The following is a 23,571-nucleotide window of genomic DNA, read 5'->3' as shown; positions in this document are numbered from 1 at the left end:
CCGCTTCCCCTGCCCTTGCCGCTTCTATCGCTGCGTTTAGTGCCAACAGGTTTGTTTGTTCCGTTATCGAGTTTATCGTTTCTACTATACTTTGTACGTTCTTGGCGTTGCTTGCGAGTGTTTCTACTTCTTTTTGACTTTCTTTCGTCCTTTCTACCGCTTCTTTCACAGCTTGACTTATGCTTTCTATCGTTTTGCTTCCTTCTTCTGCAGCTTTACTCGTTTCATCTGCTTCTTCACTTAGTCTTTGTGCGTCTTGGGATACACCTTGTGCTGCCCTTGCTACTTCGTCTACACCTGAGGTCACTTCTTCTACGTTTCCTGCCGTTTCTTCCGTACTTGTTTGTATCTTGTCCATCTGGTTTTTGAGTTCTTCTGAGTTCTTCCTGCTTTCTTGTGATGATCGTGTTAGACTTTCTGATGCCTTTTCTACTTTGTCCGATGCCTGCCTTATTGACCCCATGGATCTTCTTAATTCTTTACTCATTTCTGATAGAGCGTTAGCCATCTGACCTATCTCGTCTTTGCTTTTACTTTCAAAGTTTACCGTTAGGTCTCCTTCTTTGAATTGGTTTATCTTGTTTTTGAAGTCTAACAGTGGTTTCGTTATACTCCTTATTAGATAGATGACCATGATTATCGATACTACGAAAGCTACTACGGTTAAGATGGCTGTCAAGGTTATTGCTTGATTGTTTTCTTCTATGAGTGTTGGACCTAGGGTGTCTTGCTGGACCTTTAATTCGTTTCTTTGTTCTTCTAATAGGTTAAGTATCTCTACCCTTGCTTGTTCCATCTGCCCGATTATGGGTTGTTGGGATTCTATCGTTGTGACTATTTGGTTGAAGGTGCTTTCTAAATTGTTGAGGTTTTCCATTAGCTCAGAAAAAGCATTTTTAAGTTCATCGTTGGTTAATCCAAATTCTACAAAAGCTAAATTGTCTTTAAAGGTTGAGAATATATTTAATACATTGTTTTTATCGCTTGAAGATTTAGAAGAGAAATATTTTTTAACTTCTTCATTGATATTTTGCACTGTTACAACAGGATCTTCTGATAATAGTGAAAAAGCCAAAACACTATATTGTTTAGTTAAAGTATTGAAATCATTTAGTTGTTGAATAAGTAATTCGCTTAGCTTATTGTATTCCGAAAGAAAAGTATTAGCCTGAAAATTTAATTGTACAATTTGATCGAAATTAGATCCATATGTATTTAAAGATTCATTAATATAAACTAAAGAGGTAGATTCTTCTGTGGTGTCAAGCAAATTATTCATATATGATTCTATTTTAGATAAATTTCCTCTAAAGGCGTTTTCAAAATTCTTTTCGTAATTATCTTTATAATCTTTAAAATTCAAAGAAGCTTCAAAAAATGCTGTTTCTACTTCTGTTATATTATTAACTTGGTCTGACAAATTTTTATAAGATTCCAAACCAGCATTTGATTTGGTAAGAGAAGTGGTATTAAAAATTATAGAAAGGCCGAACAATATGAATATGATTATTACTATACTTATTATTCTTTTACCAATGGATCTTGATTTCATAAAAGATCACCTTCCCCTTTTTTATTCAAATGAGTGATTAAAGTAAAGAGACGATCTAAGAGATCGTCTCCAAAGATTTCTATCTTTGTTCGTTCAATTTCTTAAGAAGATCTTCCAGCATTTCTTCAGTAAATTTTCCTCTTCCAAAGTTTATTAGTCCTCTCAGAGGCAGATACTTCATCATCGATAAAACCAACTCTTCGTTTCTGTGTTCATCAACGGGGAAAATTTGTGAAAGCTGATCTTTCATAAGTTCTTTTAAAATCTGCGAACCAATAGGGTCTTCCATTAAATCGCCAATCGTTGAATTTCTATGAAACTTCTTTCTTATTATTTTTGTGGAGTTAACTTTCACTGTTTCTTTTAATATAATGTCTTTCGAAGATTTTCCCACCAATATTTCAAACTCTCCACTTTCCACATGCCAATCGTTTATCTCTGTGTTGTAATAAGCAAAAGCCCTTTTATCCAACTTAAAATTTACAGTTTTTTCTTCGCCAGGTTCAAGTTGTATTTTTTCGAACCCCTTTAGTTCTTTTTCTGGCCTATTTACTCGGCTTTCTATATCTTTTACATACAATTGAATTATTTCTTTGCCTCTCATATTTCCTGTATTTTTAACTTTCACTTTAACATTCAACGTTTCGTTATCGTTTATTTCCCTTTTGTCTATTGTTAGGTTGGTATATTCAAAATTGGTGTAACTCAATCCATATCCAAATGGGAACAATGGATCTATTTGTTTTTTGTCATAATATCTGTACCCTACAAATACGCCTTCTCGGTATTCTACCCTATCGTCTTCCCCTGGGAAGTTTAGATACGAAGGATTGTGACTCAGTTTTTTTGGAAATGTTTCCGCCAATTTTCCACAAGGATTAACTTCGCCAAAGAGGATATCTGCAACAGCTCCTCCCCATGCTTGACCTCCTAAGTAACTTTCCAACAGCCCTTTGACTTTATCAACCCAAGGCATTTCAACTGGGGCACCATTACTTAATACCACCACCGTATTTGGTTGAACCTTAGTGATTTCCTCTATCAACTTGTTATGGCTTTGGGGCATCTGCATATGTTCTCTATCGTACCCTTCTGATTCGTATCTTTCAGGTAGTCCTGCGATGATTACAGCGACGTCAGATTCTTTTGCAGATCTTTTAGCCTTTTCTATAAGTTCCTCATCGATTTCATCTGAGTCAAGATGGTATCCTTTTTCGTAAAGAATTTTAGATTTTCCTTGAGTTATTTTTTCTATCTCTTCTAACAGATTATCTATTTTTATAGGGTTTACATGCGAACTTCCACCGCCTTGATACCTGGGTGATGTGGCGAATTCTCCAATTATGGCTATAGTTCCTTCTTTTTTAATTGGAAGTATATCGTCTTCATTTTTCAAAAGTACCATGCTTTCTCTTGCGATCTTTCTCGCTAATTGATGATGAGCTTCTTTGTCGTATGTTGCGTTTTGTTTCCTGTTGTCGATCGCTTTGAAAATAATTTTTAAAAGTCTTTCTACAGTTTCATCCAATACCTTCTCTTCTAATTGACCGTTTTTTACGGCTTGTATGATTTTGTTGTCTCCTATTCCAAAACTTGAAGGCATTTCTAAGTCTAATCCTGCTTTTAACCCGTCTACCCTTTCGTTTACTGCCCCCCAATCGGATACAACGAATCCTTCGAAGTTCCATTCTTTTTTCAGTATATCTGTCAATAAGTATTTGTTTTCAGAAGCATGCGTGCCGTTCACTTTGTTGTAAGAACACATTACTGTCCAGGGTTTACCGTTTTTTACTGCCCCTTCGAAGTTTGCTAAGTAAATCTCTCTTAGGGTTCTTTCATCTATTACTTCGTCTACACTCATTCTTCTGTGTTCTTGATTGTTTGCAGCATAATGTTTCAAAGAGGTCCCTACTCCATAACTTTGTACAGCGTTTATATATGCTGTAGCCAGTTCTGTTGATAAGTATGGGTCTTCAGAGAAGTATTCGAAATTTCTTCCACACAATGGAGATCTTTTTATGTTAATAGCAGGGCCTAATATAATATCAACTTCTTCGGCTTGACATTCTTCAGCTAAGGCTTTTCCCTCTTCTTCAATTAATTTTCTATCCCATGAACAAGCTGTTGTAGCGGCTGTTGGGAAACACGTAGCGGGGGCGCTGTTTGCCAACAAGCTTTCTTCAGGATTTGTGATTTCTTTTCTCAAGCCGTGAGGCCCATCACTCATCATAATTGAAGGTATCCCTAACCTTTCAATAGGTTTGGTGTGCCAATTATCTAAGCCTGAACACAAACTTGCCTTTTCTTCAAGTGTCATCTGAGAAATCAACTTTTTTATATCCCTCTCCATATTTTTTCACATCCTTTGGTTTGCTATTAAAAAAGTCTTTTCTTTTAAATGCAAGATTAGAATTCAAAAGAATTATTCTTGATAACCTGTGAATACCATTCACCGCTATCTTTTATGATCCTTTTTTGAGTCTTGTAATCAACGTATACTATTCCAAACCTCTTTGAATAGCCCCATGCCCATTCAAAATTGTCTAATAAGGACCATACGAAGTATCCCTTGAGCGTAACTCCACTTTGAATAGCTCTTAAAGCTTGTTCAAGATGATACTTTAAATATTCTATTCTTTTTTCATCGTGTACTTCTTGGTTTACTACGTTGTCGTCAAAAGCAGCACCGTTTTCAGTTACATACACTTCTTTTGGATTGTACTCGTCTTGAACCCCTTTTAGTATTTTGTAGAAACCTTCAGGGTAAATCTCCCATCCCATTTCAGTTTTTGAAAGACCTCTTTCAACGGTTTTTCCACCTAGAAATGATTTTGTATCGGTCTTGACAAGATCTCCAGAGTAATAATTGATGCCTACAAAATCGATTTTTTCTTTTATTTCTTCCAAATCATTTTCGTAATTATGAGGTAAAAACTCAGAGGCATGTTCTTTTATTCCGCTTGGATAGTCACCCTTGCATATTGGATTCAAAAACAATGGATAATTTGTCCATTCGTGTGCCAACCGTGCGGCATCTATATCTTCTTGTGAATCCGTAGCAGGATCGTGGGAAGTATTTGATAAAGTTATTCCAATTTTTCCTTCTTTAATATTTTCTTCTCTGAAAGCTTTAACTGTTTTTGAATGAGCACGCAATTGGTTGTGAACAACTGAGAAAGAGGCGTAAAGGTCTTTCATTCCGGGTGCATGTTCACCCATAAAATGGCCAACAAATGCCATTACCCAGGGTTCGTTTAAAGTAATCCAATTTTTTACTCTGTCACCAAATCTTTGAAACATGTAATCTGTGTAATCGGTGTACCAATAGGCGATGTCTCTGTTTGTCCAACCACCCAGATCTTGTAAAGCTGCAGGTAAATCCCAATGATACAACGTAACAAAAGGGGTTATATTAGCCTTTAGTAATTCATCGACCAATCTATTGTAAAAATCAATACCTTTTTCGTTGATTTTACCTTTACCGTTTGGAAAAATTCTTGACCAAGATATAGAAAACCTGTAAGCTTTTAATCCTAACTCTTTCATCATAGCGATATCTTCTTTGTACCTGTTATAATGATCGTCTGCAACATCTCCAGTGTCTCCATTATATGTGTTTCCAGGTGTATGAGAAAACCTATGCCAAATCGAAGGACCAGCTCCATCTGCTGAAGAAGAACCTTCTATTTGGTATGATGCAGTAGCTGCTCCCCACAAGAAATCCTTTGGAAAAACTTTTTCAGACATATTCTTATTCCTCCTATGTTGTTGTTTTTATTGTCTATACAAACTCAAAAACTTATCTTAGCGCCCCTTCGCACCGCAGCCCATCCATATTTCATTCTAAGTTATTTTAAAATCCATTCTTCAGATAGTTTAGGTACATCCATCATTAATTGTTTTGTATAGGGGTGTTCAGGATGTGTTATTACTTTATCAGCTTCTCCACTTTCTACTATTTTCCCTTCATGCATGATGAAAAGTCTATCGCTGACATAGTAAGCCAAACCAAGGTCGTGGGTTACGAACATAATAGTAGTACCTTCCGTATTCCTTAAACCTAACAGTAACTCTAAAATCCCGGATCTTAAGTTCGCATCGATCATTGAAGTTGGCTCGTCAGCTAAGAGTAATTTTGGTTTTATCAAATGAGCCCTTGCTATCATTATCCTTTGCCTTTGACCACCACTTAATTCAAAAGGATATTTATCTGCTACTTCTTCAGGTCTTAGATTAACTGATTCCAAAGCTTCGTAAACCTTTGACATTTTTTCTTGTTTTGTAAAACTGTTGTCAAATAACTTGAAAGCATCTATTAAAACTTTTTTTACCGGGGAAAATATATTGAACGAGGCGTAAGGATCTTGAAATATTGCTTGCACCTTTTTCCAGTAAAGCTTTTTTTCTTTACCTGTTAAACCTGTTATATCCTGACCTTCAAAAATAATTTTGCCCTCAGTTTCTTTTAACAACCTGAGTAATAGTCTAGTTAGCGTTGTTTTTCCGCTTCCACTTTGTCCAACGAGAGAGACGATTTCCCCTTTTTTTATAGAAAAAGTAACGTTATCTACAGCTTTTACAGCTTTTTTCCCACTTCCAAATATCTTGGTCAAATTCTCAACTTTTATTATCTCTTCATTTGGGAGTTTAGACATACGGCGTCACCCTCTTCCCTTGTGTTAAAATATGGTTTAATCTAATGCACCTTACAGATCTTTCTCCTAATTTGGTTAAAGTGACATCTTCTTTCTTACAATCTTCAATTACCAAAGGGCATCTATCTGCGAATCTACATCCTTTTGGAATTTTCCTTAAATCAGGTGGTGACCCAGGAAGACTTGGTAGTTTTTTGCCTTTTATACCTTTTTCAGGGACTAAAATAGACTGCATTAATGCTTGTGAGTAAGGATGAATAGGATCGAAGATTACATCTTTCATATTTCCTACCTCTACAAATTCGCCTGCGTACATTACAGCGATGCGGTCACATATATGTCTTAATATGGGTAATTCGTGAGTTATAAAAATTATACTTTTTACTATTTTTTTGTCAAAAAGATCTTTAATTAATTTTATTACTATTTTTTGTGAGGTTACGTCCAACGCAGAAGTTGGTTCATCTGCTACTACAACTTCTGGGTTCATTATTGTGGAGATTGCGACAACTACCCTTTGTTTCATACCACCGCTAAGTTCTAAAGGGTAGAGGTTTAAAACTCTTGGGGGCAAAGAAAGAGATTCAAAACGTTCTTTTGCCAAATTTAAGATCTCTTTTTCTGTCATATTAGGGTCGTGTTCTTTCAGTAGATCTATAACAAAATTTTTGATTTTTAATGTTGGATTCAACGCGTTCATTGCACTTTGAGGGATATACGAATATTTTTTCCCCAGTATATTACTTCTCAACTCATTTTCTTTTTTTTGCATGATATTTTCGTTGTTTAAAAACACTGATCCACTTTCGTATTTCAAAGGGGATAAAAATAAGCCTGACAAACTCATTGCTAAAGTAGATTTACCACAACCTGATTCACCTGCTATTCCCAAGATTTCTCCTTCATATAGGTTAAACGAAACGCTGTTAACCGCCTTTATTTTTTCTCCTAACCTTGTTTGATAGTAGGTTTTAAGATTGTTAACTTCTAAAATAACCTTTTTAGATTCCAATCTCATCAACTCCTAAGTTTGGGATTGAATAATTCATCCATCCCCGAATTCATAAAATATAGCGAAAAAGTGATTAAAGCTATGGTTATAGCTGGAGGTATAAAAGCCCACCAGGCACCTGATCTAACAGACTCAAATAATAGTGCCCATGAAAGCATTGTACCGAGTGAAACTATATTACTTGGACCCAGTCCTAACATACTTATTCCTGCTTCGTTTAAAATACCAGTGGCAACTTGGAGTATAAATGCCATGAATATATAAGATAAGATATAAGGCATTATTTCGCGTATTATAATTTCTACAGTACTGGCACCGTTTAACCTGGCTATATCAACATGTTCCCTATTTCTTAAACTGAGTGATTGCGCCCTGACCGCACGAGCAGTCCATGGCCAAGAGGTTACTCCTAATACTAATCCCATAACAAACAAGGACCTACTTTTTAAACTAACCGTAATCAATATCAGTATTATGAATGGAGGTATAACTAAAAATATATTAGTTATTGAATTTAATATGTTATCAGTGGTTCCTCCTTTGTAGCCAGCAAAAAGGCCTATAGTTATACCTATTGTTGTTGCAATAACACCTGAAATTAATCCTATAATCAACGAGGATTTCATTCCGTGAATAAGCTCTACAAATACATCTCTTCCAAAGTTATCTGTTCCCAACAAGTAAGTTGAGGAAGGGGGCTCGTACATAAATCCAACCATCTCCAATGGATCTTTTGGTGAAACAGCAGGGTATATGAAGGCAGTTAAGAATAAAAACATAAATAGGCCAAATCCTATTAAAAATTTTGGAGATTTCAAAAGTAATTTTATTGTATTCATATTAACCCTCCTCCGTTTGCGCAGCTTTAATTCTAGGATCTATTAGTCCATAGACCATATCCAAAATAAAATTAGCAATTAAAACCATCATCGCTATTATAAGGGTTGAACCTTGGATCATCGGATAATCTAGCTGTCTTATTCCGTTGAATAGCCACGTTCCCACTCCGGGGTATCCAAAGACTATCTCAGTGATCAGAGCTCCCCCTACCATTGTACCTAAACTTATTGCAAGTCCTGTTATTTGAGGAAGAACTGCATTTTTGAAGACATAGCTTTGAATCTTCTTATCTTTGATACCTAACATCTTACTGTAGGTAACATAATCTGTATTTAATTCATATATTGACATCTCTCTCATACCTATGGCTTGTCCCCCTATTGTTACTAAAACAATCGAAATAAAGGGTAAAAAGTAATGGTGTAAGACATCAATTACAAAAGCCCAACTCCAAGAAGGGAGCAAGGTTCTGCTGTAACCACCGCCAATTGGGAACCATCCCAGGTAAACTCCAAAAAAGTATAGTAATATGATTGCCAAAGCATAATAAGGGATAGAATTAACGAATAGTGCCACTGGAAAAATAGTTTTGTCGAAAACCCCTTTTCTGTAAGCAGCAGCGGCTCCCAGTAAGTTTCCTAATATCCAACCTACAATTATTGCCGGAAATTGTAAAGAAATAGTCCATACAATAGCGTTTCCCAAAACTTCATTAACAGAAAGGGGGTACAAACTGAACGACGTTCCTAAATCACCTCTAAAAACATTTCCTATATAGTTGAAAAACTGGATAGGTAAAGGTTTATCCAATCCAAACTCTTCGACAAAAGATTGATAAACTCTTTCCTGCGTCTCACTTGCTACGGTTCCAGACATCATTTTACTTACTATAACTGAAATAGGATCTCCTGGGATGAGTCTTGGTAAGAAAAAATTCAAAAATAAAGCCAAGAAAAAAGCTATTAGATACCAAAAAAGCTTTTGAAAAAAATACCTCGTAAATCCTTTCACATATTTCACCTCTCGAAGGTATATTTAAAAGAGTTCATGGAGGCTGAAACTCCCTCCACGAACTCTTGGCTTAATCGATGGATAATAAATTACTTTATTTAGCAGGTTCTAAATGCCACAACATTTCCATCCCTGCACCTACCAAAGGCATCGGTGGTGCATAAGGATTTTTTGCGTTTGCCCAACCTGTCCAGTAAGTTTCATTGTATTCGTAAAATGTTTGAGGTCTATACATTAACGGGAACATCGGTATATCTTCTCTGTATAGTTGATCTAACTCTGTATAGAGATTCTTTAATTCTTTTTCGTCGGTAACTTTTGGAATCATATCGATGAGTTGGTCAGCCCATTCATTTTTATATCTTCCGAAGTTACTGTATGCGATTTGTCCAACTGGGGGAACACCTTTTGAATAAAGAGCTATTTGGAATCTCAACCAGGGTTGAGCAGGTCCAGGTTGTGAAGGTGCCCACATCGTCATATCGAAGTTACCTGTTTGTCTGTTATCATAAGCTATAGGTGCATCAGGGAAAGATGTTTGGATGTCTATACCTACTGCTCTTGCTCCTTGTGCCACGATTTGTAAAGAAGCATTCCAGTCTGTCCAACCATATGGGCATTCTACCGTAAATGGGCCTAACCTTGTTCCATCAGGAAGAACGTATATTCCATCTTTACCTTTTGTTGCTCCCAAATCTTCTTCTAATATCCTTATAGCTTCTTTCGGATTGTATTCCCAACCGTATTGTTTTACCAAGTTTTCATCGAAGTATTTTGCTTCACCACCGTAGGGCATTATAAGACTGGCTTGAACCTTAGGAGAATAATTAGACATGGCAAGTTCGGAAATTCTTGCGTAATTTACCGAATATGCAATAGCTTTTCTAACTTCAGGCAAACTGAGAGGATATTTGTTCACGTTAAACCACAACGAAGGCATTGTTGCAGGCATATGATAAGGGATCTCGTCGTACCATGTACCAACAGGAAGCCCTTTCTTTTCCCACATTTCCCATATTCTTGGAGTGAATTGCTGAGAAACGTCTACTTCACCATTTTCAAAGGCCAAACTACCTTCGTCATTACTTTTGAAAATAGGATGCACTATGTATTTAGCTGCGGGTTTTTTCCCACCGTGTAAAGCTTCGTTTCCCCAATAATTATCTACTCTTACTAAAATAATAGTTTCTGGACTTTCATAAAAAACTTTGTATGGACCAGAGCCTACAGGATTTTCATTTCTAAACTGTCTGATTTTGGTCAAATCATAATTATTTTCTGCTTCAACCTTAGACCAAATATGTTCTGGAAGAATGAAGGTAGCTCCAAGTGCGTCTTCTACCATCAATCTGTTTGGATTATCTGGTTTCATCTCGAAGATTACAGTGTGGTTATCTACCTTGTAAACATCTTTCAACCATTCCCAAATCTGAAGACCTAGTGGATATTTTTGCCCTAATTTGTAGGAATATACAACATCATCTGCAGTAACGGGTTCTCCATCGTGGAAATACGCTTTTGGATTTACTTTTACCTCTAATCTTAGTTCATCAACCCACTTATAGGATTCTCCCAAAATAGGAACATACTTTCCATTGAGGGCATCCCATGTGAATAATGTTTCATATATCCAAATATGTTGTCTAGGATCAGAAACGAACGTCATTGGCCCACCTGCAAGCGGATTATCCGTTGTTGGTGGTCCCCACTGAAAACCTGCGACATACACTGCTTCTTCTCTGGGGATTTGGGTTACTTGAGCGAATAACGCGCTTCCCATAACCAAACTTGCCAATAAAAGAAACACAACAAACGCTTTTTTCATACTCTTTTCACCTCCAATATTTTTGTTACATTATCAAGGAAAGGCCTTTCCATGAAAAAATTATATTAAATTCCCCTATCTCCCTTTAACATCCCAGATTAATTTCAAAAAGGTGGAAGGTGCTCGTAGTATCGAAAATACAAGTTTCATTGAGACTCAACACAATACTACCCTGAAACATGTTACATCGCAAATCTGATTATGGGTGATGAGAAGCAATTAGGAGTAATTATTTTAATTTATTTAATAAAAACTCTGTTTTTTGTAGTTTTTCTTAATTTTTCAACATCCCTTTATAGAATCCTGGTTCAGAATTTTCTATCAATGTAGCGTTTGCCACTTTTTCGTAAAATTTAGCAGGACCAACTCCTCCGATTATGGCATATGCATAACCACTTTCTTCCATGCTCTTTAGCGCTATTAAAAGTAACGCTTTACCAATATCTTTTCCTCGGTAATTTTTGTCTACACCCATTGGACCAAAAAAATTTTTGCATGTAGCATCAAAACAAGAAAAACCAATAATTTTGTTCTTATCTTCGTCTACAGCGATGAAACAACTGATAGGTTTGTTAGAAAAAGATACATCGCATTCACTTGCCCAGTGATCACCAAAATCTTTTTTGATCCAATTCAAAACGATAAATTTTTCAGGTGCCTTCGCCCTCCGTACTGTTATTTTTGAATCTTTTAATTCAGTAAATACCTTCTCATCGTAATTCAAATCGTAAAGTTTCACAAGCATATCTGCCATTTTTTCACTCCTCTTAATTTATTTGAGTTACTAAAGTTTAAACGATTATACCATCAGATTAATCGTTTTAAAATGGACGTTAAGAATGATATAATATCAACCGAGGTCAACTGCTTTTCCAGCCCTACCCAATCCTATCTGGGAGAGTTGCTGAACGAAGGAGAGCTGAAGTAAAATGGATAAAAAAACTGTTATAGATATTCTCAACGAGATAGGTCTTTTACTGGAATTAAAAGGAGAAAACCCTTTTAAAATCAGGGCATATTATAATGCTGCACGTGCTCTAGAAACTCTTGATGAAGATATAGAAGTATTAGTGAAGGATAACAAACTAAAAGAGGTCAAAGGGATAGGCGAAGCCATCAATAAAAAGATTACCGAACTTATCACCACAGGAAGACTCGAATACTACGAAAATTTAAAGGCATCGATTCCCGGAGGTCTGGTTGAGATGTTAAAAATACCAGGTCTGGGACCTAAGAAGATAAAAACTTTGTACGATAAATTGGATATAAAAACCGTTGGAGAACTGGAGTATGCTTGCCTTGAAAATAGGCTGGTTGAGCTCCCAGGATTTGGAGAAAAGACTCAAAAGAAAATCTTAGAAGGTATTAAATTTGTAAAAAGGTTTAGCAACCAGCATCTATTTTCAGAAGCATATTCCGAAGCTGATTCACTCAAACAATATTTACTTAAAACAGGGCTCGTTATAAGGTGTGAGATAGCTGGAAGTATCAGAAGAAAAAAGGAAATAGTAAAAGATATAGATATATTGGCAACTACTAATGATCCACAAAAATTAATGGAAAGATTTGTAGAATATGGCAAAACAAGAGATGTGATTGCTAAGGGGAATACGAAGACAAGTATAACTTTAGAATCTGGTATTAATGTTGATTTAAGGGTAGTAAAGGATGAAGAGTACCCGTACGCTTTGCACCATTTCACCGGTAGTAAAGAGCACAACACCGCCATGAGAAATAGGGCAAAACGAATGGGTATAAAGATGAACGAATATGGGTTATTTAAAGGGGATACCCTCATCGAATGCCACGATGAAGAAGAAATATTCAGAAAATTAAATTTGTCTTATATCCCACCTGAAATTCGTGAAAATATGGGTGAAATTGAAGCGGCTGAGAAACGTGAAATACCAGTATTGATTGAAGAAAAAGATATCAAAGGTATTTTTCACGTACATACTAATTACAGCGATGGGGCGAATACTCTTACCGAGATGGTAAATGGTGCAAGAGAACTAGGTTACAAGTATATCGGTATTACAGATCACAGTAAATCTGCCCGATATGCAAATGGTTTAAAAGAGGAAGATATATTAAGACAGTTCGATGAAATTGATAGATTGAATGAAAAATATACGGATATAAAGATACTAAAAGGCATAGAATCAGATATCTTGAAAGATGGTTCACTGGACTATGAAGAAGATTTATTAAAACAGTTTGATTTTGTAATTGCTTCGGTACATTCTAATTTTAAGATGAGCAAAGAAGAGATGACTGAAAGGATTATAAAAGCTGTAAAAAATAAATACACAACGATTTTAGGACACTTAACGGGTAGACTATTACTTTCAAGAGATGGATATGATCTTGACGTTTATAAAGTTATCGATGCTTGTGCTGAATACGATAAAATAATTGAAATAAACTCAAACCCTCATAGGTTAGATATAGATTGGCGTTACATTAAATATGCAAAAGAAAAAGGAGTTGAACTTGCCATCTGTCCAGACGCTCATAGAGTTGAAGGACTACAAGACGTAAAATATGGAGTGGGTATCGCACGTAAAGGTTGGCTTGAAGCAAAAGACGTGATAAATACCTATAATATCGATCAAATGTATGAAATTTTCAAACGAAAATGAAATATAATTTGATAAAAAATCCCCAAATATGGGGATTTTCCTATGAGTTTAATTCTTTAATGTTTTCAATGCTTCATTCAATACTTCGTTTTTCTTTAGAGCTTCGATACAAAATTCTTTGTCTTTTCCAGATAAAATCATCAATATTGCCAATTTGGGTTTCATATCAGCCTTGATTAAGTACTCTTTGCAGGTTTTTTTATCCAATCCAGTTACCTCAGAAATTATTCTTTCTGCTCTTTCTTCTAATTTTTGATTCATGATTTTAACGTCCACCATATAGTTTTTAAAAGTCTTTCCAAGTTTTATCATAGTAACGGTGCTTATCATATTTAAAACCATTTTTTGGGCTGTGCCAGCTTTCATTCTTGTGCTTCCTGCAATGACTTCTGGGCCCGTTCTTAAAGAAACTACAATATCTGAGATTTTCATCAATTCGGGGTTTTTTACGTTGCAAATCAAAGCTGTTTTACATCCTATTTCTTTTGCCTTGGATAATGCACCTTTTACATAAGGGGTTCGCCCGCTAGCAGTTATACCTATTACATAATCTTCAGAACGGACATTATTTTTTTCTAAGTCTATTTTCCCACCTTCTTCGTAATCTTCAACATGTTCTGTAGCTTGAAAGAAGGCTTTTTCTCCTCCCGCGATTAAGGGGAGAAAGATTCCTGAATCTATACCAAAAGTTGGAACTGTTTCTACCGCATCTACAACGGCTACTCTACCACTCGTCCCTGCCCCAACATATATGATCCTTCCGTGATTCTTAATGGCTGAAATACAGTTAACAACCACATTTTCTATATTCTCTAAATTTTCGGCGATGCATAACGCTATTGTTGCATCCTCTTGATTAATTATTCTTAGTATTTCATGTATGTCCATCTCGTCCAAATTCTGAGTCTTAGGGTTACTTTTTTCGGTTTCCAGATTCTCTAGCATTTTCTAGCCTCCGTTTAATTGGTAAATTCCCAGTTGGTTTTATTTCTCCTTTGAGAATTTTAAGCAAAGAAGTTTGAATATTTTCATTAAAACCGTATGTGCAAATTCCGTACTTTACATTAGGAATAAAAACATCATTTGGGTTTCTTAAAGCAACTAAAATTAGTTTTTTTGATTTTTGGGACATCTTGCTTATCAAATCAACCAATTCTGAATGCAAATATGCATTTTCACATAGAACTAAGATAGTTTTGTCTTTAGAGTTTTGAATTATTTCTTCCCTTACCAGAGGTTCAATTATTTTACTCGTTTCTAAAATGTTTACTTTTGCTTTGAGTTCTTTTGATATTGGCTCAATAATATAAGAAATTTGTGTTCTTTTGTCTTCGATTCCATAAGATAATGACTCTTTAGCAAAGTAATAAATTTCATCAACGTTTTTTAAAGGCAAAAAGCTTTTGTCATGAGACATATTAAGAACAGTGATAGATTTATCAAAAATATTTTGAGCTAAGTTTATATGTTCTTTTTTGCCAATTTCTTCTAAAGATATTTTATTATTGTTTTTCTCTTTCAGATCTGCTGAAATTTTCATTAACGATTGGATTCTCTCTAATGATAAATTTATCTTTTTTTTAAAATTTTCGTTGTTTTTATACTCTCTCAATACAGCGTTTTTGGCTGCTGATTGTTTTTCAAAAGAATGGCAGATACTAACTATGTCCATTCCGGCATTCAGTGATTTTATTACTGCCTCTTGGGCTGAATAAAAGTTTGCTACTCCCCCCATCTCAAAATCATCCGCAACCAAAACCCCTTTATATTTTAGTTCTTCTCTTACCAAGCCTGTTAAAATCTCTTCTGATAAAGATGCTGGTTCTTTTTTATTTTGTATCTTTGAAAGGTACACGTGAGTCGGCATCCATGAAGGAGAATCAATATTTAGAAACGGGAATAACTCTGTTGAAAGAAGATCATCTTTGCTTAATTCGCCTTGGGGAAGGTCTAAATGAGGATCGGTGTTGACGTTTCCAATACCAGGGAAATGTTTTAGACAAGAAAGTACTCCCCCGTCATGCAATCCCTTCACATATTCACGGGCAAACTTTAGTACCACATTTTTATCATCGGAAAAACTTCTAATTCCAATTACAGAATTCTTTGGGTTGTTGTTGATATCAACAACTGGAGCAAGATTCCAATCGATTCCAACTGCTAACATTTCTTTTGCAAGTAAATTTGCAGAAAGATATGCATTCTCTGGTTCGTTAGTCGCAGTTATACCCATAGCGCTGGGTACAACAGTAAATCCTTTTTTTAATCTGGTTACCATTCCACCTTCTTGATCGATACAAAATAAGGGTTCGTAATCTAAAAAATTTTTAATATCTTCGATGAACTTGCTAAGTTGAAATTTATCTTCTATGTTTCGTGAAAAGAAAATGATAACCCCAGGCAAAATTGATTTTAAAACCTTCATATTTTCGTTGTTTAAAGAGGTTCCTTGAATCCCTATTAAGAATAGTTTCCCCAACACTTTCTCTAAATTTTCCATTGCTTTAATCCTCCATATAATAGTATATCTTCACAAAAATTAATGAAATCTTGGGAGCTCTTGTACCATTCGGTTAAATAAGTGTCATCGTTCTCAAAGAAAATTTTTTTATCCTCCCCCAATAAATTTTCTATATGATCTCTTTGTGTTTGACTTCCTCTATCTATGTATTTTCTAAACTCAAATTCTCCTCTTTGCTGAATTAAGTGGCGTATAATCTGTACGGCAACAATAGTAAAATTATCTTTAATTTCAGGGAAAAATTCTATACCCTTGCACAATTCACCTTGGTATTTAGAAGAATTTGGTATAAAATACCTTTTTCTTAAAATTAAATAGGGGAATTTTTCTTTTATGAATTTGTATAGAATGTTTTCATCTATCCAAGGAGCTCCCACGAAACAGAAAGGTTTAGGAGTTCCCCTTCCTTCACTTACATTAGTCCCCTCTATGAGACAAGTTCCACTGTAAGCCAAGGTACAATCAAATGTTGGAAGAGAGGGTGAGGGAATATTCCACTTCAATTTAGTGTTTTCAAATGATTCTCCTTTCCATCCTTCAATAGGAATGATTTCAAGATCTAAATCAAGGTCAAGATATTTTTTGTAATACTTTGCTAATTCACCTGGTGTCAAACCGTATCTTAAAGGAAGCTCATATCCACCAACAAAAGTTGAATAGTCTTTTTTTATTCGTGAACCAAATACGATTCTCCCTACAGGATTTATTCTGTCTAATATGATGATTTTTTTACTATTTTCTTGAGCTGAAATCATTGTATTAGCTAAAGTGTATATAAAAGTATAAAATCTTAAACCGACATCTTGAATATCGTATACTAATATGTCGATATCTTCTAACATTTCTTGTGTGGGTTTTTTGTGCTTTCCATACAAGCTAATAATTGGTATATTATATACAGGATGAATCTGATCTGAGTATTCAACTCCATCAGCAAGACCATATAATCCATGTTCAGGTGTAAATATTTTTCTTATATCTACTCCATTTTTCAACATTATTTCTATGCCATCTTCCATATTTTTGTTAACGAATGAATAATTTATTACCAAACCAACTTTTTTGTTTTTTAATTTTGTGAATCCATGTTTTTCCATTAAATCCAAACCTTGAAGAATCATTTAATATTCTCCCTCACTTTTTTTGATTATATATATTGTACCTTAAGTTATAACAATATGTCAATTCTATTTTTTTTAATTAAGGGCGTTTATTCGGAATTATGGGCAATTATTTTGAATTAGAAGACCATAGCTCATTATTTCTAATTTGCAAAAGAAAAAAAATGGTAGTATAATTAAAAAGTGAAAATTTTTCAAATTAAAGTCATTACTTTAATACAAAATAAATCGTTTTACATTAGCAACATTTCTGGTACCATCAAATCATTTAAAGGAGGTTATGTGGTATGAAAAAGTTATTAGTATTCTTAGTGTTAAGTTTGGTAAGTATAGGTATATTTGCTTCTGATTTTGTGGTGGACGAGATGTTTACACCAGAAAAGCCAAAGCTTGGAGGAACTTTAACCATAAGGTTATCAAGCGCCCCTCAATCCTTCAATTATTACGGCACTTTAGATAGTGCGGCATATACTATTGCTGGACAATTTTTGAGAGGATTAGTTGATCTCAATCCTATAACCTTTGTTATAGAACCAGCTTTGGCTGAATCTTGGGAAGTTTCAGAAGACGGAAAAGAAGTCTTATTTCATTTAAGGGATGTCAAATGGTCCGATGGAGTTCCTTTTACTGCAGACGATGTAATATTTAGTATGGATTATTTCATTATGAATAGATTCGCTGAAGGAAATGAAATAGCTAGATATACTATCGGAGGAGAACTTGTCAGATGGGAAAAAGTGGATGATAAAACTGTAAAAGCCTATCTTCCAGAACCTTATGGAGCTTTTTTTAATGTTTTGAGTCATGCTTACATTTATCCTAAACATAAACTGGAATCAAAGATTGACAAAGATGATTTGGGTTCTGTTAATCGTTTGTGGCTAACTAATACACCTCCGCAGGAAATAGTAGGAACTGGACCTTTTGTTTTAAAAGAATATGTAACAGGGCAAAAAGTTGTTTTAGAAAAAAATCCATACTATTGGAAAGTAGACAAATGGGGTAACAAGCTTCCGTACGTGGATGAGTTGGTTTATTTGATTATTGAAGATGATGAAGTTGCAACTGCCCAATTTTTAGCTGGTCAAATTGATTATATGACAGTATCTCCGAAAGATTATCCTTATTTAAAGCAAGAAGAAGTATCCAAAGGGAAGATAAAGGTTTTTAAAGGAGAACCAGTAAAGCCAACACCTAGTCCTGTACACATTACGTTTAATTTTGATGCCAAAGATCCAGAATTAAAAGATATATTTAGAAACGAAAGATTCAGATTTGCAATGGAATATGCCCTTGATAGAGATAGAATAATAGAAGAAGTATATAATACATTAGCTGTTTATGGTGGGACACCTGTTCTTCCTAGTAACAAAGCTTTTTACAATCCCAATATTGAAGGTATTAGAAGATCATATGATTTAAAAATGGCTGAGCAAATGCTTGATTCAATTGGCATAAAAGACAGAAACGATGATGGATGGAGAGAGTTACCCAGTGGTGAGAGATTTGAGTTTGTTTTAACTTCTTCAAGTGCTCAAGAAAATCAAGATATTGCTTACATCTTCTCCCAGGATTTGGAAAAAATTGGGGTAAAAGTTCATCTTCAGATATTAGATCCTACATTGGTTTCACAAAGTACCTTATCTGGAGATTATGAAGCTGCCATAGGTGCTTTTGGAAATCAACCCGATCCACAATTAAGAAAGGCAATATGGCAACCCGGAAATCATTTATATTACAATCACCTTTCAACCATGAATAAAGAAACTAGTGAACCTATATTTGAAGAGATGTTAGAGTGGGAATTAAGGATTTTTGAAGACTTCGAGAAGGCTCAGGTAACTATGGATCAGAAGCTAAGAAAAATCTACTATGATGACTGGCAAGCTCTTTATGCCTACTATGTACCTTTCATATATGTTTGTAAAGGTATGGAATTATCAGCCAAGCAATCAAATCTCTCAAACTTTTTTGTTAATGAAGAAGGGGTTATCGTCTATCTGAATGAGACTATATTTAAAAAATAGTGGTTATTTTAAAGAGAGAGGAAGGCTTTTTCCTCTCTCTTTTGAGATTTAGGAGTCAAGAAGATTAAAGTTCTTTGGAGGAATAAATAATGAAAACTTTTATTATTAGAAGATTATTAATCATGATACCAATGATGTTTTTTGTTTCGGTAATTTGTTTTGTCATTACTGAACTTCAACCTGGTGATTTTGCAACTCAGTATCTTAATAATCCCCGTGTATCTCCTGAGCAAGTAATTCAATTGCAGAAATCCTTAGGACTTGATAAACCGGCTCCTCAGCGTTACTGGATGTGGATTAAAGGAATTATAACTAAAGGTGATTTTGGTTATTCTTTTGCTTATAAAAGGCCAGTTGGAGAGTTAATTTGGGAAAGAATGGGATGGACTGTGTCTATTGCCCTTCTTACAATAATATTTCAGTGGATTATAGCAGTCCCTGCTGGCATATACACTTCTTTACATCAATATTCTGCTGGAGATTACACCCTTACCTTTTTAGGTTTTATTGGAATGTCAATTCCAGACTTTTTTCTAGCATTAGTTTTAATGTGGCTAGCTTTGCAAATGGGGGCAACATCGGTAGGAGGATTGTTTTCTCCTGAATTTATAGGAGTTCCATGGAGCTGGGCAAAAATAATGGATCTTTTTAAACATATTTGGCTCCCCGTAGTAGTAGTAGGTACTGCAGGTCTAGCTGGTTTAATGAGAGTCATGAGAGGTAACATGTTGGATTTCATTAATGCCCCGTTTGTTACTTCTTTGAGAGCTCGTGGTTTAGAAGAAAAAGATGTCAGACATCATATAATAAAAAATGCTGTAAATCCTTTGGTAAGTATGGCTGGAATGCAATTACCTGATATTTTTAGTGGAACAATAATTACCGCAATAGTTTTAAATTTACCTACGATGGGACCTTTTTTTTATAATGCGTTATTAAATCATGATCAATATTTAGTGATGACTTTTTTAATGTTTATCGCTTTTATGACGCAAATTGGAAATTTGATAGCAGATATTGCCCTTGCTATGCTAGATCCGCGTATAAGAATTAGCTAATGTATAACTTTATAATCAAGAGAAGGCAGGTGCTTTTTTTGAAGGATCAAACCAAAAGAATTGTAAATGCTTTTTTTAAAAATAAATTAGGTATAATAGGTTTAATAATTCTTATTATTTTATATATATTTGCTTTATTTGCTGAATTTATAGCTCCCTATTCTTACACTACTTCGAACAGTAGCTACACATATGCACCTCCAACTAAGATAAGGTGGTTTTATGAGGATAAATTTGTTGGACCGTATATACATCCTTTGAAGAAAGAAAGAGATGCGGTTACTCTCCAATTGAACTATGTAGAGGATAAAAGTGAAATAATTCCAGTAAAATTTTTTGTGAAAGGAGATACTTACAAATTTTGGGGCATAATAGAAAGTGATATCCATCTTTTTGGTATTCCAAAAGATTCAAACGCTATGTTATTTTTGTTTGGTGCTGATAAATTTGGGAGAGATTTATTTTCTAGGATTATATATGGCTCTAGAGTGTCCATGACAATAGGACTTGTAGGAACTTTTATAAGTGTGCTAATAGGTGCAATTTTAGGTGCTATATCTGGGTACTATGGGGGTTGGATCGATGTAATTATTCAAAGATTTACTGAATTACTGAGATCCTTCCCAAGAATTCCTTTATGGTTGGCGCTTGCAATGATTTTGCCACCTGAGTGGCCAAGTACGATGATTTATTTTGGTATAGTATTGGTTTTGTCATTTATTGGATGGATGGGGGTTGCAAGGGTAGTTAGAGGGATGGTCTTAAGTTTAAGGGAGAAAGAGTTTATCTTGGCATCTCAAACCATGGGAGCATCAGGCTTTAGAATAGTTATTAAGCACTTAATTCCAAATACAATGTCTTATTTAATAGTTGTTTCTACCTTATCCATTCCCGGAATGATCCTAGGAGAAAGTTCCATGAGTTTTTTGGGTTTAGGAGTCAAAGAACCAATGACAAGTTGGGGTTTGTTACTTGGTCAAGCCCAATCTCTTTCTGCTCTTTCTTCTTACCCTTGGCTTTTAATACCAGGGATTTTTATCGTTATTGCTGTGCTTTCCTTTAATTTTGTTGGAGAATCTATGAGAGACGCTGTAGATCCTTATAAGGTGGGCGAAAGAGCGTGATCAAAACAAACAATATTTTACAAGTGGAACATTTGAAGATATACTTTAAAACTTTTGAAGGTATTTCTAAAGCTGTTGATGATATTAGCTTTGTATTGAAAGAAAAGGAAACTTTAGGCTTAGTTGGAGAATCCGGATGTGGAAAAACAGTAACTAACCTTGCAATTATGAAATTATTGAATGCTAAATCTACGATTTTGTCAGGAGAAATTCTGTACAATGGATTTAATATATTACAAGAGAAAGAAGAAAATGTTAGGAAATTGAGAGGAAAAGAAATTGGAATGATTTTCCAAGAACCAATGGCTTCCTTTGATCCTTTATTTACCATAGGGGAACAAATGTCAGAAGTATGTAAAACGCATTTAAAACTATCAAAGCAAGAAAGTAGAATTCAAGGTATAGAGATGATGAAGAAGGTAGGTATTCCTGAGCCAGAAAAGAGATATGATGAGTACCCCCATGAAATGAGTGGAGGAATGCTTCAAAGAGCCATGATTGCTTTAAATCTTTTGACAAACCCAAAAATCTTGATTGCTGATGAACCAACTACAGCCTTGGATGTTACTATTCAAGCACAAGTTTTGAATCTGATGAAATCCATTCAAAAAGAATTTGGGAATTCAATAATTTTCATAACCCATGATCTTGGAGTAATATCGGAAATGGCAGACAGAGTGCATGTAATGTATGCAGGTAAAATAGTAGAAAAAGGTAGTACCAAGGAGATTTTTGAAAATCCTAAACATCCTTATACAATCGGCTTAATGAGATCAAAAATTAAAAAAGAATACAAAGCAAAATCTCTTCCTTATATTCGAGGTACCGTTCCAAATCCTCAACAATTCCCCATTGGTTGTAGATTTCATCCCCGTTGTGAATATGCTATGGATATTTGTCGAGAACGTGAACCACAGGGAACTGTTATAAATGAGAGGCACTCAGTTTCCTGTTGGCTGTTTGGAAATAGAGGTGACGAGCTTGAAAATAATAAAAGCTAAAAATATAAAAAAATATTTTCCAATTAGAGGAGGAGTATTTTTAAAAGTTAAAGGGTATGTCAAGGCTTTAGAAAACGTTGATATTGAAGTGGAGGAATTTAAAACATTAGGAATTGTGGGGGAATCGGGTTGTGGTAAAACAACATTGGGAAGGATAATTACAAAGATATACGAACCAACAGGAGGAGAACTATATTTTTATAGTGAAAATGGCAATGAGTATAATATAACTAAAAAAATTGATAAGACTATAAAGAATACTTTTAGAAAAAATGTACAAATGATTTTTCAAAATCCTTATGATTCTCTGGATCCAAGGCTCACCATAGATGAAATTATAAAAGAACCTTTGCAAATTCATAAAGTATATAAAAATAAAAAAGAGGAAAATGAATATGTTGAAATGTTGTTACAAAGAGTGGGGCTTAGTCCTTCTTATACAAAAAGATATCCTCATGAGTTTAGTGGAGGACAAAGGCAGAGGATTGCAATAGCAAGAGCTTTGGCCTTAAGGCCAAAATTAATTGTATGTGATGAACCAACATCTGCCTTAGATGTATCTGTTCAAAATCAAATAATCGAGGTATTAAAAAAAATCCAAAAAGATTTTAAAATTTCTTATCTCTTTATTTCTCATAACCTAGATTTAATATATCATGTAAGTGATAAAATCTCTGTAATGTATTTAGGAAATATTGTAGAAGAGGCAACTTCGGATGAGTTATTTCAGAATCCCCTACATCCTTATACTAAAGTTTTGATGAATTCCATGCCAAGTTGGGACCCTAAAAACAAAAAACTAGATAAGGTTTCTGTACAAGGAGAGCCTCCAAGTCCTGTTAATCCGCCTTCAGGGTGTCCTTTCCATACAAGATGCAAATATAAAATGAAAATTTGCGAGCAAATAAAGCCAGAATTATTTGGAGAAGGGCATAGAGTAGCTTGTCATTTATACGATTGACTTTTTTACCAGTTAAAAAGATATACATTGCAAGGATAAATAAAACTGCTATAAGCTTTGATGTATAAGTTATTGTCCATTTGCTATGGAAAAATGCAAGAATTATCTACCCCCATACTTTCAGGTAGATAACAGAAAAGTGAGATGTTTTTTGTACGAAAAACCCCCTACTAACACTGAATTTTAATATTAATTAGGAATTAGCGTTAAGTTTGTTGTAT

General features: G+C 34.7%; 18 protein-coding genes. 6 read left to right on the top strand and 12 right to left on the bottom strand.

Translation table 11 applies throughout. The features are described from left to right. The 9 genes from X925_RS09735 to X925_RS09695 form a co-directional block, all read right to left on the bottom strand. Window positions 1-1,552 (bottom strand): methyl-accepting chemotaxis protein (locus X925_RS09735; protein WP_146026700.1); only part of this gene is annotated, 1,552 nt, incomplete at its 3' end. Window positions 1,553-1,631: 79 nt separating this feature from the next. Then, entirely contained in the window at window positions 1,632-3,902 is a 2,271-nt protein-coding gene (locus X925_RS09730; protein WP_121959834.1) for a glycoside hydrolase family 3 C-terminal domain-containing protein, read from the bottom strand. Window positions 3,903-3,958: 56 nt separating this feature from the next. Further along, the gene (locus X925_RS09725) at window positions 3,959-5,299 is read right to left on the bottom strand and encodes a GH1 family beta-glucosidase (protein WP_121959833.1); all 1,341 of its coding nucleotides are present in this window, start codon (window positions 5,297-5,299) and stop codon (window positions 3,959-3,961) included. Between the two features lie 101 nt (window positions 5,300-5,400). Next, window positions 5,401-6,207: an ABC transporter ATP-binding protein gene (locus X925_RS09720; RefSeq protein ID WP_121959832.1), complete on the bottom strand. Its 807-nt coding sequence runs from the start codon at window positions 6,205-6,207 to the stop codon at window positions 5,401-5,403. Next, entirely contained in the window at window positions 6,200-7,225 is a 1,026-nt protein-coding gene (locus X925_RS09715; protein ID WP_121959831.1) for an ABC transporter ATP-binding protein, read from the bottom strand. Before X925_RS09715 ends, X925_RS09720 begins: the two co-directional genes overlap by 8 nt. Further along, on the bottom strand, window positions 7,225-8,058 hold the full coding sequence (locus X925_RS09710; RefSeq protein ID WP_012208330.1) for an ABC transporter permease: 834 nt from the start codon (window positions 8,056-8,058) through the stop codon (window positions 7,225-7,227). The genes X925_RS09715 and X925_RS09710 overlap by 1 nt, the downstream gene beginning before the upstream one ends. Window position 8,059: 1 nt before the next feature. Further along, complete coding sequence (locus tag X925_RS09705) at window positions 8,060-9,070, bottom strand: ABC transporter permease (RefSeq protein ID WP_012208329.1); 1,011 nt, start codon at window positions 9,068-9,070, stop codon at window positions 8,060-8,062. 94 nt (window positions 9,071-9,164) lie between these two features. After that, complete coding sequence (locus X925_RS09700; RefSeq protein WP_012208328.1) at window positions 9,165-10,895, bottom strand: ABC transporter substrate-binding protein; 1,731 nt, start codon at window positions 10,893-10,895, stop codon at window positions 9,165-9,167. 274 nt (window positions 10,896-11,169) lie between these two features. Beyond that, window positions 11,170-11,649 (bottom strand): GNAT family N-acetyltransferase, encoded by a 480-nt coding sequence (locus tag X925_RS09695; RefSeq protein WP_103064627.1) that lies wholly within the window; start codon window positions 11,647-11,649, stop codon window positions 11,170-11,172. Window positions 11,650-11,824: 175 nt separating this feature from the next. Between X925_RS09695 and polX the strand changes: the two genes are divergently transcribed. After that, entirely contained in the window at window positions 11,825-13,537 is a 1,713-nt protein-coding gene (polX, locus tag X925_RS09690) for a DNA polymerase/3'-5' exonuclease PolX (protein ID WP_121959830.1), read from the top strand. A gap of 48 nt (window positions 13,538-13,585) precedes the next feature. Here polX and murQ read toward each other — a convergent pair whose 3' ends face one another. From murQ to X925_RS09675, 3 genes are read right to left on the bottom strand one after another with little or no spacing between them, the layout of a single operon-like run. Further along, the gene (gene murQ / locus X925_RS09685; RefSeq protein ID WP_121959829.1) at window positions 13,586-14,482 is read right to left on the bottom strand and encodes an N-acetylmuramic acid 6-phosphate etherase; all 897 of its coding nucleotides are present in this window, start codon (window positions 14,480-14,482) and stop codon (window positions 13,586-13,588) included. Further along, on the bottom strand, window positions 14,451-16,037 hold the full coding sequence (gene nagZ, locus X925_RS09680) for a beta-N-acetylhexosaminidase (protein WP_121959828.1): 1,587 nt from the start codon (window positions 16,035-16,037) through the stop codon (window positions 14,451-14,453). Before nagZ ends, murQ begins: the two co-directional genes overlap by 32 nt. Continuing rightward, complete coding sequence (locus X925_RS09675; RefSeq protein WP_121959827.1) at window positions 16,025-17,179, bottom strand: exo-beta-N-acetylmuramidase NamZ domain-containing protein; 1,155 nt, start codon at window positions 17,177-17,179, stop codon at window positions 16,025-16,027. Before X925_RS09675 ends, nagZ begins: the two co-directional genes overlap by 13 nt. Window positions 17,180-17,466: 287 nt before the next feature. Between X925_RS09675 and X925_RS09670 the strand changes: the two genes are divergently transcribed. The 5 genes from X925_RS09670 (at window position 17,467) to X925_RS09650 (ending at window position 23,350) form a co-directional block, all read left to right on the top strand. Further along, window positions 17,467-19,206 (top strand): ABC transporter substrate-binding protein, encoded by a 1,740-nt coding sequence (locus tag X925_RS09670; RefSeq protein WP_121959826.1) that lies wholly within the window; start codon window positions 17,467-17,469, stop codon window positions 19,204-19,206. A gap of 89 nt (window positions 19,207-19,295) precedes the next feature. After that, a complete protein-coding gene (locus X925_RS09665; protein WP_121959825.1) occupies window positions 19,296-20,264 on the top strand; it encodes an ABC transporter permease in 969 nt (322 codons plus the stop codon). A gap of 38 nt (window positions 20,265-20,302) precedes the next feature. Beyond that, a complete protein-coding gene (locus tag X925_RS09660; RefSeq protein ID WP_199171529.1) occupies window positions 20,303-21,388 on the top strand; it encodes an ABC transporter permease in 1,086 nt (361 codons plus the stop codon). After that, on the top strand, window positions 21,388-22,389 hold the full coding sequence (locus X925_RS09655) for an ABC transporter ATP-binding protein (protein ID WP_369974006.1): 1,002 nt from the start codon (window positions 21,388-21,390) through the stop codon (window positions 22,387-22,389). Before X925_RS09660 ends, X925_RS09655 begins: the two co-directional genes overlap by 1 nt. Further along, window positions 22,361-23,350, top strand: coding sequence for an ABC transporter ATP-binding protein (locus X925_RS09650; RefSeq protein ID WP_369974005.1), 990 nt, complete (start codon window positions 22,361-22,363; stop codon window positions 23,348-23,350). Before X925_RS09655 ends, X925_RS09650 begins: the two co-directional genes overlap by 29 nt. Window positions 23,351-23,571 lie beyond the last annotated feature (221 nt).

Source organism: Petrotoga sp. 9T1HF07.CasAA.8.2, assembly GCF_002895585.1.
Classification (GTDB): Bacteria; Thermotogota; Thermotogae; order Petrotogales; family Petrotogaceae; genus Petrotoga; species Petrotoga mobilis.
This window is presented reverse-complemented; position numbering and strand designations above follow the sequence as displayed.